Origin of the sequence: Rhizobium sp. SG741, from assembly GCF_012275435.1 — a bacterium.
Classification (GTDB): Bacteria; Pseudomonadota; Alphaproteobacteria; order Rhizobiales; family Rhizobiaceae; genus Rhizobium; species Rhizobium lusitanum.
In genome coordinates this window covers 223,754-241,313 of the sequence record NZ_JAAZQP010000010.1, presented here as the reverse complement: position 1 = coordinate 241,313, position 17,560 = coordinate 223,754, and the positions used below count along the sequence as shown (strand labels likewise).

Annotated in this window: 15 protein-coding genes; 8 read left to right on the top strand and 7 right to left on the bottom strand. The window is 57.1% G+C overall.

Features of this window, described 5'->3' with window-relative positions; genetic code table 11:
* Positions 1–195 precede the first annotated feature (195 nt).
* Complete coding sequence (locus FHT29_RS24315; RefSeq protein WP_168600227.1) at positions 196–2,919, top strand: winged helix-turn-helix domain-containing protein; 2,724 nt, start codon at positions 196–198, stop codon at positions 2,917–2,919.
* A 424-nt stretch (positions 2,920–3,343) separates the two neighbouring features.
* Here FHT29_RS24315 and FHT29_RS24310 read toward each other — a convergent pair whose 3' ends face one another.
* Together FHT29_RS24310 and FHT29_RS24305 are read right to left on the bottom strand one after the other, a co-directional pair.
* Positions 3,344–4,216 (bottom strand): alpha/beta hydrolase, encoded by an 873-nt coding sequence (locus tag FHT29_RS24310; protein ID WP_168600226.1) that lies wholly within the window; start codon positions 4,214–4,216, stop codon positions 3,344–3,346.
* A gap of 21 nt (positions 4,217–4,237) precedes the next feature.
* Positions 4,238–5,629 carry an FAD-dependent oxidoreductase gene (locus tag FHT29_RS24305; RefSeq protein ID WP_168596881.1) on the bottom strand — a complete coding sequence of 464 codons (1,392 nt, stop codon included), beginning with the start codon at positions 5,627–5,629 and terminating at the stop codon, positions 4,238–4,240.
* Positions 5,630–5,824: 195 nt separating this feature from the next.
* On the opposite strand from FHT29_RS24305, the gene FHT29_RS24300 reads away from it, so the two are divergent.
* Complete coding sequence (locus tag FHT29_RS24300; protein ID WP_246703093.1) at positions 5,825–6,643, top strand: alpha/beta hydrolase; 819 nt, start codon at positions 5,825–5,827, stop codon at positions 6,641–6,643.
* A 367-nt stretch (positions 6,644–7,010) separates the two neighbouring features.
* Here the strand turns inward: FHT29_RS24300 and FHT29_RS24295 are convergent, their stop codons facing one another.
* The 3 genes from FHT29_RS24295 to FHT29_RS24285 all read right to left on the bottom strand — a co-directional run bounded on the left by FHT29_RS24295 (position 7,011) and on the right by FHT29_RS24285 (position 8,588).
* Positions 7,011–7,460 carry a (2Fe-2S)-binding protein gene (locus FHT29_RS24295; RefSeq protein ID WP_168596883.1) on the bottom strand — a complete coding sequence of 150 codons (450 nt, stop codon included), beginning with the start codon at positions 7,458–7,460 and terminating at the stop codon, positions 7,011–7,013.
* A gap of 23 nt (positions 7,461–7,483) precedes the next feature.
* Positions 7,484–7,861 (bottom strand): cytochrome c family protein, encoded by a 378-nt coding sequence (locus FHT29_RS24290; protein WP_348644882.1) that lies wholly within the window; start codon positions 7,859–7,861, stop codon positions 7,484–7,486.
* Between the two features lie 172 nt (positions 7,862–8,033).
* Entirely contained in the window at positions 8,034–8,588 is a 555-nt protein-coding gene (locus FHT29_RS24285) for an AraC family transcriptional regulator (protein WP_168596884.1), read from the bottom strand.
* A 216-nt stretch (positions 8,589–8,804) separates the two neighbouring features.
* Between FHT29_RS24285 and FHT29_RS24280 the strand changes: the two genes are divergently transcribed.
* From FHT29_RS24280 to FHT29_RS24255, 6 genes are all read left to right on the top strand, one after another.
* Positions 8,805–9,575 (top strand): SDR family oxidoreductase, encoded by a 771-nt coding sequence (locus FHT29_RS24280; RefSeq protein WP_168596885.1) that lies wholly within the window; start codon positions 8,805–8,807, stop codon positions 9,573–9,575.
* 236 nt (positions 9,576–9,811) lie between these two features.
* Positions 9,812–12,589 (top strand): winged helix-turn-helix domain-containing protein, encoded by a 2,778-nt coding sequence (locus FHT29_RS24275; RefSeq protein ID WP_168600225.1) that lies wholly within the window; start codon positions 9,812–9,814, stop codon positions 12,587–12,589.
* 167 nt (positions 12,590–12,756) lie between these two features.
* Positions 12,757–13,587 carry an alpha/beta hydrolase gene (locus FHT29_RS24270; RefSeq protein WP_168596887.1) on the top strand — a complete coding sequence of 277 codons (831 nt, stop codon included), beginning with the start codon at positions 12,757–12,759 and terminating at the stop codon, positions 13,585–13,587.
* Between the two features lie 24 nt (positions 13,588–13,611).
* Positions 13,612–14,331 carry a hypothetical protein gene (locus FHT29_RS24265; protein ID WP_095436651.1) on the top strand — a complete coding sequence of 240 codons (720 nt, stop codon included), beginning with the start codon at positions 13,612–13,614 and terminating at the stop codon, positions 14,329–14,331.
* Positions 14,332–14,456: 125 nt separating this feature from the next.
* Entirely contained in the window at positions 14,457–14,933 is a 477-nt protein-coding gene (locus tag FHT29_RS24260; protein ID WP_168600224.1) for a hypothetical protein, read from the top strand.
* Position 14,934: 1 nt separating this feature from the next.
* Positions 14,935–15,282 (top strand): hypothetical protein, encoded by a 348-nt coding sequence (locus tag FHT29_RS24255; RefSeq protein WP_168600223.1) that lies wholly within the window; start codon positions 14,935–14,937, stop codon positions 15,280–15,282.
* 131 nt (positions 15,283–15,413) lie between these two features.
* Here FHT29_RS24255 and FHT29_RS24250 read toward each other — a convergent pair whose 3' ends face one another.
* Both FHT29_RS24250 and FHT29_RS24245 read right to left on the bottom strand, forming a co-directional pair.
* Positions 15,414–17,099, bottom strand: a complete 1,686-nt coding sequence (locus FHT29_RS24250; RefSeq protein ID WP_168596891.1) for an FAD-dependent oxidoreductase — start codon at positions 17,097–17,099, stop codon at positions 15,414–15,416.
* A gap of 104 nt (positions 17,100–17,203) precedes the next feature.
* Positions 17,204–17,389 (bottom strand): hypothetical protein, encoded by a 186-nt coding sequence (locus FHT29_RS24245; protein ID WP_168596892.1) that lies wholly within the window; start codon positions 17,387–17,389, stop codon positions 17,204–17,206.
* Positions 17,390–17,560: the final 171 nt, after the last annotated feature.

Genomic DNA, 17,560 nt, shown 5'->3' with positions numbered 1-17,560 from the left:
GGAACGATATTGACAATAATCGTCGCCATCCGCGTGCTACGCAGGCCCATGCCCGAAAAGTCAGGAAGACTCTCGTGACCTCTTTCGGTCGTAAGCTTCAGTACCTCTTACGGATCGCACAAGATTAAATCAGATCGTCTTTGGGGGAAGACGTCGTCGGAATTTTTGGAGGAACACTCAAGAGTTGGGGACCCCATGACCGTACTTCATTTCGAAGGCTTCGAGCTGGATATTCAAAATCGGAAGCTAATGGAGGATGGTCAACAACTTAGACTTGGTGGCCGTGCGTTCGATATCCTCGCAATTCTTGCTCAACGTGCCGGCCAGGTGATCAGTAAGGACGAGCTCCTAGACGCGGTTTGGCCGACCGCCCAAGTCGAAGAAGGTACGCTGCGTGTATCGCTGGTTTCGCTCCGCAAGTCGTTGGGAGAGCGTGCCCGTGGCTTCATAGATAACGTGCCCGGCAAGGGGTACATTTTCGTGCCGCCGGTTCGCATCGACCGCGCCGCGTCCGTCACGACCAAGCCCAGCATGTCCTCAGCGGACCTTCCACGCCTCCCGAACAAGGTCATCGGCCGCGATGAGTTCATCGAAACAACAACAGACCTTTTACAGCAGTCGCGCATGATTACCATCACGGGCACGGGAGGCATCGGAAAGACGTCTGCCGCAATCGCCATCGCAGAACGCTTCTTAGGCCGAAGGAGAGTGTTGTTCATCGATCTCGCCTCTCTGTCCGAAAACGCAAGCTTAATGCCGTCGCTCGCCAGTCAGCTCGGCCTAAGCGTCTATGGTTCGGAACTGCTCCAGGCTGTGGCGACAGAACTGCGAAAAACTCCGACGCTTCTTGTTTTCGATAACTGTGAGCACGTCATCGAAGCAGCAGCCGAAGCAGCAGAATCGATTCTTCTCGAAGTTCCAACGTCCTCGATTCTCGCGACCAGCAGAGAGCCACTTAGGATACAGCTCGAGCGCATCCGTCGCTTGCCACCCCTCGCCGTCCCGCCAGAGGGGATAATCGCGGAAGAAGCGCTAGGCTATGCGGCTTTGGACTTGTTTTATAGAATGGCAGGTCTCTTCAAAGACGAGCGAGAGCTGAGGCAACCCCAGATAATCGAATTGTCTGCCGACATTGTGCGAAAATTGGAGGGCATTCCGCTCGCCATTGAACTTGCGGCGTCGAGAACCCTCGACTTGGACATCAGCGAGCTGCATCGCTCCGTGGCAAGACCACTTGCAGTTCTTCGTCGTGGAAGGAGAAATGCTCCCGCAAGGCAACAGACTTTGCAGTCGGCCCTCGACTGGAGCTTCCAAACATTGTCTCCGGCTGAAAAGGAGCTGCTGCTCCGCTTATCAACCTTTGCTGGACTTTTCAGCGCCGAGGATGCCCGCGCCATCGCAGGCGACCATCTTTCCGATAACGAATTCTACGAAGCGTTCGACGACCTCTTTCTCAAATCCCTCCTAAACGTCGCTTCCGAGGGCGGAAACTATAGGCTTCTCGTAACAACACGCCATTACGCCTCAGCGAAACTCGCGTCGTCGCCCCTCAAACGGGAGGCCCAGCACGCACATGCCCGCCATTGCTCCGTGAGGTTGAAAAAGGCTGAGACGGATTGGACTAAACTTGAAACAGATGAGTGGCTGAGACTGCATGGTGCCCTCATCCACGATCTGCGCATAGCCGTTGCCTGGGCATTTGCCCCCGATGGCGACGATTCCCTCGGAATAGAGCTTACCGCAACTTCGAACATTATCTGGACGCAACTGGGATTAATGACCGAACAGCTTGCCGTGATCGAAACCGCGCTCGCTCGGGCGTCTACCTCCGAAGCACTTGATCCACGTCACGAAATGCACCTGCGGCTGTCGCATGCAGGCACCATCTATCACATCAAAAGCTCCGAGCGGGATCCGCAGGCGCTTGCCGAATACCACAGAGCAATCCAGATCGCTAAAGACCTCGACGATCATATGAGCATACTTCGGGCGAGCGGCGGCATAACTGCGATCCACACAATGAATGCGGACTACATTGATGCGATCAGCGTTGCTCGTCAGTTCGATGACCTTTGCGGCGCAAAACTGCCGAACGCCGTGAGCCGCATGCTCGCCCACAACCTCCACTACATTGGCGATTTCGAAGGCGCTATGCGACATGCCAACATAGCCCTCGACATGGCAAAAGTGGGTGTCCGAGGAACACTGAATAACGGAGCAAGTTACGACCAAAGACTCAGTGCTCTTTCAACCGTCGTGAAGACCTTGTGGGTCCAGGGCGAACTACGAGCGGCGATGCAGCAGCTCGAAACCGTATTGGCCGAAGCAATTAACCTGGACCATGCTATCTCAACCTGTCTCTATCTTGCGGTATCGGCCTGTCCCACCGCCTTTGGCATGCGAGAATTCGAACTCGGTGAGCGCCTGCTTCGCCTCCTCATCGAAAAGGCCGGCAACAACTCCCTGCTCCGTTGGCAGGAATGGGCTTTCACGTTCGAGCAGGTTTCCATGTCCTTGGCATCCGACGACAAGGAGCGCTTCAACAAGGCGCTAGCAAATGCCAGGGGCGCGCGGTTCGAGAACTGCCTGATTGTAGGCGGTCACCTTGCGGACCGGGTAACCATAGACCGCGCGCTATCAAAAAACGCCGGATGGTGCCGGCCGGAGCTCTACCGTCTTAAAGGTCTGCAGCTCCTTGACGAAGACGCCAACGCCGCCCGGAAGCTTATCATGGAAGGATACTTGCTTTCGTCCCAACAAGGAGCGAAGTTCTGGGAACTCCGTTGCGCGACAAGTATGGTCAGGTTTGCGTCAGAGGAATCCCTCGGCGCTTCGAAGAGTCGCCTTGACCGAACGCTGTGCTTATTCGACGGAGAACTTGCGACTGCGGACCTCGTGGAAGCGAGAGCGCTCCTATAACGCTTGGCATTGAAGCGGAATCTGCATCGTTCTTTTAGCTGATGAACTCGGCTTCAGCCTCATTTGGACTGATATTGCACACGAGTGAAGCCGTGCTCTCAGTGACCGTCATTGCGGATATCAGCGCGCAATACTGCCGTCCATATGGAACATTCCGATGTTGCCAAAGCCAGCAAGAATGTTGCCATCTGGCCCCTCTAGGGCGGTAAACATGCCGGGCACGGCCTGAAGCGAAATGCGAGACGAGGCGGCGTCGACCCCGCGCGATTTCCTATAAACCCCGCGGGTATCAGCATCGGAGCAGCCGCGGCCGCGAGAGGTTCCGCAGCCACGCAGCATCGGCAGAAACCGCGATGAATGAGGCGAGAGAGGCTCACTATGTCTTGGTTCCCGAAAGGTGGAATTCGAATGTATGAAAGGCCGTTTACGGCCGCCCACTGACCTGATGGTTGCGGACAAACGACGCGATCACGTCAGCACAATAGTGCGGTTCCTGATGGTGCGGTCCGTGGCCTGCTTGCGGCAGCGTGACCAAGTGAAGCGACTTCCAGTCGCGCACCAGCTCTAGCCAGTTCTCGACAGGGCATGCGATGTCATGATCGCCCGAAATCACCAATAGCGGCACATCGCCACCCGACAGCTTTTTCATATGAGCCATTTCGGGGTCCGAGTAGATGGTCGACCTGTCTTTCGCCTCGCTGAGGAGCTTCATGAATGTCGCTTCCGGGATAGCAGGAGATCTGCCGATCTGGCGTTCGGCGATCCGATCATGGGAGCGCTTCGCGGCCGCCTTACTACCCTCAGATGCGGGCTCGAAGAACAGGATAAATTCGTCATCAAGCGTATTCACCGGGTTCACAGCGGTTTTGATGAAAAGTGGCTCTGCGCTGACTTTCGGATGTCCCGGAGGGGCCGTTCCGATCAAGACTGCCTGCGAAACTTTGTCCGGATAGGTCACTGCGAAAACCTGCGCGACGACCCCACCCAAGGACCATCCCCCCATGACAACTTTGTCAAAGCCAAGGAAATCGATCAAATCCCCCACATCCTTCGCCAGCGAGGCACGATCGTATGTAGGTGTCCCGGTCGATGCACCGAGCCCCGTGTAGTCGAAGATCACCACCGTAAAATTCTTGGCTAGCTCGTCAAGGAACAGCGGGTCCCAGGAGTCCATTGTTCCTCTGAACCGGACGGCCAGAACCAGCGGCGGCCCCTTTCCGAACTTGCGGTAGGCAAGCGTACGACCTTCAAGGTTTGCGTAGCTGGTTTCGATTGTCGAAGCATTCGCTATGGTCATCATCTAATCTCCGAACTCTAGTTAGTTGCCCTTGGTCGGAGCGCCGACATTTGCAAAGAGCATGTTGAGGCCTTCAGCGATCGTAGGATGGGCGAATATGCCGTCACGCAAAGCAGTGAAGGGCAATCCACCCTGCATGGCCACTTGGACGACGCTCATCACGTCGCCAGCGTTTACACCAAGCATGCTGAACCCAAGAACCGTGTCGCTGTCGCCGGCAATGATGGCCTTCATGAATCCTTTGCGCAGCGATAGAGTTCTCGCTCGTGGAACGACATCCATGGGAAGCTTGGCAACCCGGTATTCAATACCCTGTTTTGCCATGTCGGTTTCATTCTTGCCGATCCTTGCGAACTCGGGATCGATGAACACGCAGTACGGGATCGTCCGATCGTTGGTGGTGCGGTCCCCGCCGCTCGTGGCGCTTTTGACGATTCGGTAGTCATCGAGCGAGGCATGCGTAAACATCGGCGTTCCTGCAACTTCACCCATCGCCCAGACATCCGGAGCACTCGTGCGCAGTCGTTCGTCGACCCTGATGAATCCGCGTTCATCAACCTCGACCCCGGCAAGCTCCAACCCGATGTTGGCCGTCCTTGGCTTTCGACCCGATGCAACCAGGATATGCGAACCTTCGAACGATCGGCCATCGGCGCAACGAACCGTGACGCGATCGCCGGAGCGACCCGAAACAGCAAGGTCGTAAGCGCTGAGAGCTATTTCCACGCCTTCCGAATTGAGGATTTTGAGGATTGCTTCGCTGACGTCGACATCTTCGCGCGGAGCAAGCCGCGGCCCGCGTTCAACGATAGTGACCTCCGCGCCGAGACGTCGAAATGCCTGCCCCAACTCCATCCCGATGTACCCGCCGCCAATTATGATGAGACGAGTAGGCAACTCGCCCAGCTTCAAGGCGTCCACATGTGTAATCGGGTTCGCCTCGGCGAGCCCTGGTACATCCGGAATGTCTGCGATCGTCCCGAGATTGATGAACACTTTGTCGCCCGTGAGCGTCCGCACGCCGTTTTCGGTTTCAACCTGGATGGTCTTGGGCGCTACAAAGCGACCCCAGCCCAAAACGAGGTCGAGCCCGCTCGCGTTGAACCCCGCCTGGTTCGTCTCCACCATCTCGGCTACAACCCTTGCCGTACGATCTCTCACCAGATCGAAGCTATGACGAACGATATCGACGGAGATCCCGAACTCGGCGGTATTGTTGGTCGCGTGCGCAACCTCGGCGCTACGAATGAGGGTTTTGCTGGGAATGCAAGCGACGTTGATACAAGAACCGCCGATCATGCCGGCTTCTACAACCGCAACTTTTTTACCTGCCTTAGCCTGATCCATTGCCAGCGTCTTGCCGGCCTTCCCGCCACCGAAGATAAGGAAATCGAATTGTTCAATGCCGTTCATTGCTGCCTCGCAGTTTTGATTTGGCGGCATGGAACCACGCGACATCATCCCGATATTGTAAGATACGGCCGCCCGCAAAGTTGATAGGGAGCTGGATCGTCAAAGATCTGTGCGCGCTCCAAGCTTAATCTGACACCTAACCTCGCCGCAGCGGCGGGTGATCAGGAGGCTATTTCCATGACAAACGGTTTCAACATGCCTGAAGCGGCAGCGTTCACACTTGTCGACGACATCGCAGTGCGAACCGTCCGGACGAACGAAACTCAGGGCATTCCCGTCCTCCTCACAGCCCCGTGGCCTGAAAGCATCTTTGCGTTCAATCTCGTATGGGGTGGTATCAGCAAACTGGGACCATTGATCGCCATTGACTTGCCGGGCTTTGGCATGTCCGAAAGCCGGGCGGATCTGATGTCGCCCCACGCAATGGGAGACTTCCTCATTCGCATCATGGACGCCCTCAAGATCGAGCGGGCGCATGTTGTCGCACCTGATGTCGGCACGCTTGCCGTACTTTTCGCTGCTAGCGGCCATCCGAATCGCTTCGAGAGCATCGTGGGGGGCAGCGGCGGCACAAGCGAAGAACTCTTCGGAGATTCGCTGCGCCAGATCGCGGCGTCGTCAAAAAGTGACTTCGTTAATTTCGACAGCGGCCAACGCGTTTACGAGCTGGTAAAAAGCGCAGTTCGTGTTTCGATTCCCGAGGCGATCCTGCAAGACTACAAAAGCTCCTCCAGCGATCAACGATGGAACGAAGCTGCCGAATTTGTTCGAGCCTATAAGCGAGATCTCCCGATTCTCGCCGGCCTTCTGCCGTCGATCCCTACACCAACGCTGGTCATCTCGGGCGAGAGCGACCCGATCGTCCCACCTGCGAATGGCCAGTTCCTTGCGGATAGGCTTCCGCATTGCCGCGCCGAGATCGTCAACGCCGGACACTTCGTCTGGGAGGATGCGGCAGACCACTACGCCGATCTGGTATCGGCTTGGATTTCCGGTGGTTATAAAAGGGTTTGATGCCCAGTACTTTGGTCACGGCGACTTCTCCCGACTTCCTCGTCCCGATATCGAGACTAATCGACCCGCGGCTTCGGTTTAGGGGCGACTGATCGAAAGCAGCCGCCCTCGGACATTGCATCCGTGGGAAATGGGTTCTCGAACTTTCAGGCACGACGATTTAGAGACTGTTGTTTCGCAGAGCGTTCTCGATGGGTCGTCGTTTTTCGGGCCATGGGTCAGAGCCACGATGGCGGTGTTCATGTCCATAACCTTACGGCCACTTGGCAGATGTGCAGCCATTGGATAGCCAACGGAGACCACCCGCACTGAGGATGGTCTCTTTCCGGATATCCATCTTGAGCGCAGGTTCTTGATCAGGGGGGTCTCAGGCCGATACTGAGTGGATCGCCTCGCGGATGCGGACATATGTGCCGCACCTGCAAATGTTGCCCGCCATCGCCTCATCTATCTCGGCGTCAGTCGGTGTTGGATTGGCAGCAAGCAGGGACGTCGCCGACATTATCTGTCCCGACTGACAATAGCCGCACTGCACGACTTCTTTCTCAAGCCAAGCGGCCTGTACTTTCGCACCGATCTCCGATTTTCCGATACCTTCGATTGTTGTGATTTTCTGACCATTGATCATGTCAATCGTCGTCTGACATGCACGGACGGCCATATCGTCGACATGGACCGTACAAGCACCGCACTGGGCAATGCCGCATCCGTATTTGGTACCGGTCATGCCGATGATGTCACGAAGCACCCAAAGGAGTGGCATGTCGTCCGGAGCATCGACCTGGTGGGTCTCGCCATTGATAATGAGAGTTTTCATGTTTTCGCTCCTCTAGTGCCGAATTAATGCGCGGTGAGTGTTTTCAGATAGGCGATGAGATCGCCGCGATCCTGGTCTTTCGGGACCAAGATCGCCATTCGCGTTCCCTTGACGACGCCCGAGGGCGACCTGAGGAATGCGTCGAGCGTTCCTTCGTCCCAGATAATGCCCGATGATTTCATCGCGGCCGAATAGCTGTAACCTTCCGCCGTTCCCGCGGCCCGTCCGACCACGCCAAGGAGCCCGGGGCCGACCTTGTTCTGTTCGGTTGCAGCATGGCAGGCGCTGCAGCGCGTGAAGAGCTTCTGTCCCCTATCCGGATCGCCATCGGCCCACGCGTTCGAAGCTGCGGGCGCGATCGCCATCCAGCCCAGCGCCAAAAGACAGAGATATTTCCGCACAGTACCCTCCGCTGAAAGTGCGACAACCCGGCGGAGCTGAATTGCTTCGCCGGGCGCTCGCAAACCGAGCCATGGGCTGCATGCTCGAACTTCGAAATCGGACAGCCGACGCCGTAGCGTAGCAAAACACTCCTCGCCTTGCGAAAGCGTAGCTTGAATGAGTACCATCCCCTTAGACCGCGATGGCACGTTCAGACGACTGCGCAAGCCTTGACCATGAGTGCGATGCGGTCGTGATAGTCGATCCGTTTGCGTGGCGTCGCCGCCAATTCAACGGCGTAACCCCAACGAGTCGCTTGAACACCTTCGAAAGATGGGCCTGATCGCTAAGCCCGCATGCCTGCGCAATCTGACTCAATGGTTCGTCGGTAGAGGCGATGAGGAATTTGGCCGCCTCGATCCGTCGGGCGAGGACGTAATCATAGGGAGACTTGCCGAACGAGGCCTTGAATCCCTTCGAAAAACGGCTAACGCTGAGCCGCACCTGAGCCCCCAGCTCCTGCACCCTTATGCAGCTTTCGACATTATCGTCGATGTAGCGCGCGATCTTGTTTTTTTGCCATTCGGCGAGGCCAGCAACCGTCCTGCCGCGAGGAAACGTCGGTGTCTTCGTCGGAGCTGATACGGGTGTCGGAAAATGCGCCGTGAGGCCGTGAGTATTCAAACTCCATACCACCGCCTGATTATTTGCTAGACGTAGCTGAGCGGATGAAACTTGGTTTTGCATTGGCGTAACTCTTTGCTTCGGATGCCTTGGAACCTAGTCTCGGCATTCGGCGCTAAGCGAGTTAAGCGATGTTAAGTCTGGTTAGCAGTGTTACGGTTTGCGCTGCGTAGGTTTGCTACCCAATTTTACAATACGGGTATCGACCCTCCCCGTACGGTGGAGCGATGGGCGAAGCTGGGAGTAGGCTTCGTTGCCGTAGTTCTGAAGGAAATGCCTGTGCCAGAATCGCCCCACGACAACCTACGCCCGCTCGCAGGCCGAGTGGCGCTACTAACGAACGCCGACAAGGGCGTAGGGCGTGCCACTGCAAAACTGCTTGCCATTGCGGGAGCCGACCTGGCGCTAACGGTCGATGCCGGCGAACTTTCTCCCGATTTCATCGTCGAACTTCAGCAGTTTGGCAGTCGAGTTATGAGTTTTGACTGGCCAAACGACGGATCGGGAGTGGAATGCGCGCGACTGGCGCGGAAGGTCATCTCGGCACTGGGTCGAATGGACGTGCTCATTGCGAATGCACATCACCGCGCCCATTGGCAGATCGATGACGTGGACATGGATGAGGACGCGCTCGAGGCGCAGTATTCGGGTACCCTTATGGCGACCTCAGCGCTTATCCGCGCCTCCGTCCGGTTCATGGAAAACGGAGGACGGATAATCGCGCTCAGCGCAAGCCTCGCGGACCGGGTTGGAGCACCTGGGCTGGCGGACTATGCGGCCACCCGAGCGGCAATCACAGCTTTCTGTCGCGGCGCGGCCCACGACCTCGGGCCGCGGGGGATCAATGTCAACGTGGTCCAAATCGGGTCGATTCAGGCCGAGCTCTCCGAGGCCTCGAGCGAGATGCTTGAAGCCGAGAAGCAGTCAAACGTCCTCAAGCGACTGGGAACGCCTGAAGAAGTCGCCCACGCGATACTCTTCCTCGCCGGGCCGAATTCCTCGTTCATCACCGGAAGCGTTTTGAACGTCGACGGCGGATATAACGCATAAGGACAAGCTCAGATCTCGCTCGCTCAATGGTCCGTTGCATAAACTGACCGGTTGGTCTATCTCCCTAGCAAGACCAAAGGCGAGCCTGACGTGGGACAAGACCGCTTACGAATTTTTCCTGTCGGAGCTTTGCGCGCCGCGCCAACGTGGGCGACCGCGCCCCTATTCGGCTGTCCTGACAATCACCCCTCATCATTCGCGTGTTATCGCGGCTCTAACCCGGCCGGATGCTTCCAATGACCGTACTAAGGTTTGGACGATTTGAGTTGGATACCGCCCAACGCAAGCTGACCGAATCCGGCAACGTACTTCGGCTCGGCGGCAAAGCATTCGACATATTGGTCGTACTTGCAACTTCGGCTGGCGAAGTGATCAGCAAGGAAACCCTGCTTGCAGCGGTTTGGCCGGATACGACCGTAGAAGAGGGCGCGCTCCGCGTGCACCTGGTCACACTCCGAAAGCTTCTGGGTGACCGCACGAGCGGGAGATACATCGAGAACATACCGGGCAGAGGTTACGTTTTCGTCATGCCGGTAGAGGGCTCCGGAGTCGAGTCCCTCAATCAGGCAGAGGCCAAACCGCAGGTTCTACAGCAGCGTTTCCCACGGCTGACCGAACGCCTCATAGGTCGAGACGACTTCGTGGCCGAAACCGCAGGTTTGCTCTCGACGCATCGTCTGGTGACGATTTCGGGAGCAGGCGGCGTTGGCAAGACGTCCGTCGCGTTGGCGGCTGCCGAAATCATAAGCGCTGCTCGCGAGGTCTTGTTTGTCGATCTCGCCTCGTTAAGTGACGAAAAGCAGATCGCACCGACGCTGGCGAGCCTGCTCGGACTAAGTGTCGTCATCGACAACGCGGAACATGCAGTACTGGAAGCTCTGGCCGAACGTGACCTCCTCCTCTTACTCGACAACTGCGAGCACGTAATTTCGAAAGCGGCTGTTATCGTCGAGGACATTCTGGCGACCACGAGGCTGGTGACTGTGCTCGCCACAAGCCGCGAACCCCTGCGCATTGCGGGGGAAAGAATACGACAGTTACCTTCCCTTCCTGTGCCTCCGGAAGACAGCCCCCAATCATCGCTACTGAAATATCCTGCGGTCGAGCTTTTCGTTGACCGGGTTATGTTGTCATCAGAACTGGAGGACTTCAACAACCCGGACACGCTGACGGCGGCTGCGTCTATCGTTCGCCGTCTGGATGGTATCCCACTGGCCATCGAACTTGCCGCATCCGGCGTCGCCAACCTCGGACTTATCCACCTCGTCGGATCGCTAAGCGACCCGCTCGCCGTTCTACGTCGGGGACGGCGAACAGCGCCTCCGAGGCAGCAAACCCTGAGGGCAACACTCGATTGGAGCTTTGATGGGCTGACGGATAAGGAACGCCTTCTGTTCGAATATTGCGCGATGTTCGCCGGCGCTTTTTCAACCGAAGCCGCCCTAACGCTCAGTGCGGGCGTGATGGCGGAGGAGGATTTCTACGAGGCCTTCGATGGCCTGTTCCTGAAATCACTGTTCTCGGTGAGCGGCGACGGGAAATATCGACTTCTTCAGACGACAAGAAGCTACACTCTGGAGAAGGTTAGGAGAGGAGACCAGGCCCACCGGCTACACGCGTCTCATGCCGACTACTGCGAGAAGGCGCTTACCAGCGCCACGCGTGACTGGCCAACACTTCTGACTGCCGACTGGATGCGGCTCTATTCAGATTTGATCCACGATATCCGCAGCGCGATCCATTGGTCATTCGAGTCTGTCGAATCGGAAGAATTGGGAATGCGCCTCGCTGCCAATTCCAAAGTTCTTTGGGTTCAGCTCGGATTGATGAACGAGCAGATACAGGTCCTTGACGAAGCTTTGAAACGCATCCCTGGGTCGGCGCATGAGGGGACGGAAACCGAACTCGACCTCCGAATTTCCAAAGGAAGCGCGCTATACCACGTTCAGGGATACTCGAAAGACGGCGATGCACTCCACGAAATTGATCGGGGGATCGAAATAGCGAAAGCGATTGGCAATGTAAGCAAGCGTATCCACGCAAATGCGGCGAGAACAGCCATCCTCTGCTCGCATGGCAGGTACCAAGACGCGATTAATGCCACGCTCGCGCTCAGGGACGAGAATCCACAAGCGCCATCGCATGTGTTTAGTGCCATGCTCGAGCACAATTACTTCTTCAACGGCGATCTTGCGCACGCGAGAAAGGAACTTGAGGGTTCGCTGGACGACGGCAGCGGGTCGATCAGGAGGACCGCGAATCCCGGACTGGGTTTCGACCAACGGATCACGGGCCTGGCGGTCCTGGTGTTCGTAGAATTCCTCGAAGGCAACATAGCCACCGCCATGGATCGCCTCGAGAAGTCAGTACAGGAAGCGGAGGATTTGGGGTATTCGATCGCTTCATGCCTCCTTCTCATGCTGAGTGCGTTTCCGATGGCTTCGCTTGTGGGACGACACAGCCAGGCAAATGAATACCTCAACAAAGCGGAAGGCCTGGCGAAACAACAAAGATTGATCCGTTGGCAACAGTGGATTTCGTCGTACCGGAACGGGTTGTCCGAAGCAGACAACCACGATGCTTTGGAGAAGGCGCTTGCAGGGCTGGCTGCACTGAGGCTGGAATACTTCCTGATTATCTGCGGAGCGCGTACGCCAACAGCTCATGTCGAACGCGCACTTCAGGGCGAGGCCGGTTGGTGTCGTCCAGAATTGCTCCGCCTGCTGGCGGTCGCGAAGTTCCCGACAAATCCGGAGCTAGCGAAAAACATCGCCGCTGAAGCGGTTGCGCTCTCCCGTAAGATGAGGGCGGTGTTCTGGGAATTACGTTGCCTGATGACCGCTTATGAACTCTCGCCGCGTTCTGACCAACCCACCATTGTCGATGACATCGAAGCGGCGATCGCCAAATTCGAACCGGAAAGCAAGACCGTGGATCTCAGCGCGGCAATAGAGCTGGTACGATCGGCTCCCTGCCGCAGCGACCTAGCGCCAGCGAACGTTTCCTCTTCCTAATCCGACGTAGGTAGAGATCAAGTCAGTTGCGGATGATCAAAGTCCGCGGGCGGGACTTCTGTTTCGAGCGATAAACCAACTTAACACCGATTAACTCGCATAACGGCACCTTAATCGGCACTTTCCTTCACACCAACATGGACGTGATGACAAGGAAAGGATGCCTGATGTCCGTCAAACTTGAGGAAGCCGAAACAAGATATGTCGAAGCCTACGGAATTCGCTATGCGTACCGTCGGCTAGGCCGTGAAACCGGGACCCCCCTGGTTTTTTTGCAGCATTTCACCGGAACGATGGATTCATGGGATCCGGCCGTAGTGAACGCTCTCGCGGTGAATCGGCCCGTAATTGTTTTCAATAACGCCGGCGTCGGAACATCGGGAGGCAAGACTCCCGACACGGTCGATCAGATGACCACGGATGCCGAGAGCTTCATCGCGGCGCTCGGTTACGAGGAGGTTGATCTTCTCGGCTTCTCCCTCGGCGGGTTCATCGCACAGCTTATGGCTGCTCGCCCGGCCGTCAAGGTCCGCAAGATCGTACTCGCAGGCACAGCGCCCAAGGGCGGCGAAGAGCACCTGATGCAGGTCGTCGAGGAAGCATTCGCGCGAAATGCCGAGGACGTCCGCCTTCCCCTCTTCTTCACTCCGTCGGAAGCAAGCCAGGCTGCTGGACAGGCATTCATCAATCGTGCCGTTGTTCGGACACATCAGCGCGATCCGGAAAGTTCGGATTCCGTCAGCAATCCGCAGGCAGCCTCCATCATCGGATGGTGCGCTGACAAAGACCCCGACCACAAATCGTTGAAGGCGATCAAGCAGCCAACGCTCATCGTACATGGCAGCAGCGATACGATGTTTCCTTCCATCAACGCGTACGAGATGTTCAAGAACATGCCGAACGCCACGCTCGTTCTATACCCTGATTCCGGTCACGGCGCACTTTTCCAGTATCCCCAAACGTTCGTCGCGCACGTCCAGCACTTTTTAAACAGCTAAACAAAACAACTACGGAGAAGATAAATGCACTCCCTCGTCGAGAAAATTATTGCCGCTCATGGTGGCCTGGAAACCTGGCAGAAGTACACACGTCTCACAGCCCACCTCAAGCAAGGTGGCGTCTTGTGGCCGCTCAAGGGGCATTCCGGCCAGCTTGACGTAACCAACGTCTCGGTCGGCCTCGGCGAGGAGTGGGCTTCCCACGACCCCTTCAGCGCCGAAGGAAAAGTGACGCGGTTCGAGCCTGATCTGGTCCAGATCAAGGATGCACATGGGAAGGTCCTCGAAGAGCTCAAGCATCCCCGCACGTCGTTCACCGGCCACACGCTGGAAACTCCTTGGTCCGACCTACAACTTGCCTATTTCGCAGGCATCGCAATGTGGACTTACTTCAACATGCCGTTCCTGCTGGCAGCGCCCGGGGTCGAAAGTGAGGATGTCGGCGAGTGGACGGAAAGCGGAGAGACGTGGCAGCGTTTGAAGGTCACGTTCCCCGCCAATATCGCAACGCACAGCACCGTCCAGACGCTCTACGTGGACGACAGCGGTCTCCTCAAGCGGCACGACTACGACGTTGAGATTGCGGGAAACACTCCGGGTGCCCACTACATCGGCGGCTACAAGGAAGTTCAGGGACTGATGTTCCCGACCGAACGGCGCATTTTCCCCAGACAGCCTGACGGCAAGTCAATGCCGGAACCGCTCGTAGTATCGATCGATCTTTCGGACATACATCTTTCGTGAGGTAGCGGGCGCGCGGGCAACCACCCGCGCCCTATAACGCTAGCGGGGCTCGTTGCCCCGCTTCCAAGACCGGAATTGCTTGAAATCCCACCGAAATAGACCTGAAACATAGACTGGCCGCGTTCATGAAAGAGTTCACGAGAAACGTGTTGCCGCACGTTCCAGCCTTTCGAAGGTTCGCAAGCGGGCATGCGGCGGACATTGGGTCGGCCGATGCACTGGTGATGATTGCATTGAAAAAGCTGAAAGCACGATGGATGTTCCTCGGCTTCGGCGACCTCAGGATCGAAGGCTACGGTCTGATCCATAGTCTTGCGGAAAGCGATGTCGCGATCATCGACGAAGTCGAGAGCCAACAGATGCCGGAGAATGATACCGGGATCGCGTGCACCCTGAGAAGATTGACCGCACTCGACCGAAGCATGATCCTGCTCACTTCAGTCGAACAGCTGACTTTCCAGGAAGTCGGGAGCGCCTTGGGCATACCCCACAGCTTCGTAATTAACGAACTCCCTCTCGCGAGAGAGCGACTGAGGGAGTTCGTCGAGATTCCGCTACGGGCGAGCGCACACAAGGGCACACATCTCAGGAGCATCAAATAATATGCCAACCATAACTGAAATCGAAATCCAGCTGTACATCGACCACTCCCTTCCCGAGGAGCGCAATCGCGCTGTGAAACAATACCTGTACGATGACCTGACGACTGCGCAACGGGTCGGGGCTTACGAGCGCCACGCCGACGCACTTAGGAGAGCGCTCTCTCCTGTCGCCGAAATGCCACTTCCTTCGATCTTCGAGCCGAGCGCGCTCGAGACGGGGTTGTCGCTGTCGCCTTTAAGGCGTCTCAACTCGATCGCCGGAGCAATCCTCACGGCCGTCATCGCCTACATTGGATGGGGATGGTGGCGAGTGCTCGAAGAGCAAATAGCCCATTTTCTAGTACGTTAGCATAGGGAGTGTACGACGTCCGTTTCGCCTGCTCCATCCGGGCCGGGTTTCGTCTCTCGCTATGAAATACATGATGTCGTGGATAAACGCGTTTCCTCCAATAGCCCTTACTGTGCCTGCGCCTGCTTCCGTCAACCCGTGACGTCGAGAAACTTCAGCGCCTGATGTATCTGGCTGACGACCGCGGCCCCCTCGCCCACGGCTGCGGCAACTCTTTTGGTCGAGCCGGCGCGCACATCTCCGATTGCGAAGATGTTGGGTATGCTCGTCTCCAGGGCGAACGATTGCCGCCCGAGGGAAGACGAGAGGTCTTCAGCAAACCCTCTGCCTGTAAGCACAAAGCCGTTGTTATCAGTGTCTATTTTTCCGCCAGTCCAACTCGTGTTGGGGTCGGCTCCGGCGAACAGGAAGAGGTGGTCGAAATCACAGGCTCTCGTCTGCATCGATTTCTTATGCTGCAAGACGCCTGAGACATTTGGCCCATCGTCCCTCCTGACCGAGACTAGTTCGTAGCCGAGATGTATTTCGACATTAGGCAACGCCGCAATCCGTTCGATGAGATATGACGACATCGTCTCGGAGAGATCGCGGCGAACGATCATGTGCAGTCGCTTGACGCGTGGCGCGAGGAACACGACCGCCTGGCCAGCTGAATTTCCACCTCCGATAAGGGCAACGTCCGAGTTCTCGCAAAGCTTGGCCTCTAGCGCGGAGGCCCAGTACGAAACAGTGGAATCCTGTATCTTCTGCAAGCCATCGATCTCTGGCGTGCGATACCGCGCACCGGAGGCAATCACGAGCGACTTTGCACGAATTGACTGCCCATCTTCGAGTTTCAGCGATATGGGTGCTGACCGTACACGAGATATTTCGGGGGCCGTCAGTTCCCTGACCTTCAGCGGCAACGCAACCTCTACTCCGAATTTGAGCGCTTGGCTGAAGGCCCGCCCCGCAAGTGCAGCTCCGGAAATTCCAGTCGGAAAGCCGAGGTAATTCTCGATACGGGATGAACTTCCCGCCTGTCCGCCGATCGCGCGTTGGTCGATAACAATCGACCGCAGGCCTTCGGAGGCCGCGTAGACCGAGGTTGCCAAACCTGCCGGCCCTGCTCCCACGATCGCAACGTCATACAATATCTCCGGATCGAGCTCAGGCGTGATGCCGAGGCATGCCGCCGCCTCCCCTTCCGTCGGGTTTCTGAGCACCGTGCCGCTTGGGCAAATCATTAGCGGCAGTTCGCTCTGCGATATGCCGAGTCGCTCGACGAGAACCAGCCCTTCCTCGTTCGACGCGGCATCGAGGACCGTGTGGGGGTATCCGTTGCTGGCGAGAAAGCCCTGAAGGCGCAGTAGGGACGGATCACTCGATGTCCCGACCAGGATGGAGCCGCCCAGACCAGTATCAAGGTAGGCGACGCGACGAAGTATGTAGGCGCGCATAACAGTCTCGCCGACTTCCGCGGACCCGATGATGAGTGCTCGCAAATGTGCCGCATCAAATGGAATGGCCACACAGCCATCTGGACCGGCCCTAAGGCCCGCCAATGAGGGACGGCCCGATAGCTGGTTGATTTCGCCCGAGAACTGACCGGCCTTATGAGTAGCGGCAGCCTGATCCCCGCGAAAGCCATCGTGCCGAAACGCATCGATCCGCCCTTCGAGAACCAGAAAGGCCGGCGCGTTCCCCTCGCCAACAGGAAATATCTCTTGGCCAGGATTGAATGAAAGCGGCCCCTCACTGGCGAATCTGCGGGCTGTCTCTACCTGCAAAGGAGTGAGCGTCGGAAATCTCTGATAGTCGCGGGAACCGCTATCCATGGTCCATTCCTTTTGTCCACCAGCAGTGAGGCCGCGGACGACGTGCCACGCCTTCGAAAACACTCGACCAATATTTGAAGCTCGGACGGCGGCCTAGCTCTCGGTCATTCCATCTTGCCTGACGCCGGAGGATCGCTCGCCGGGAAACTTTCCTCGAGTGCTTCGTCGAGAAGTGCGTCCGCGGGAGAAGCAGGTGCGTCTCCTACTTCGAGGGTGATGTCCGACAGCTCCGGCAGAGTTTCAATACCGTCCCGAAGAGGCTCTTTGCTGACCTCAAGCTTCTTGTTCATCGATCCCGAGCTCCTTTCGTATCAGAGGTTTCCTAGTGATCATACCGACGTCGATATTGGACGATCGGGTTCCCTCGGGGAGGACCGATCTTACAATCGTTTTTTGCTCGCCTCCGGCACTCTTTTCGGACGTGCAGCATCGGCGTTGGCCTGTGACGCGCTTTTCCGCAA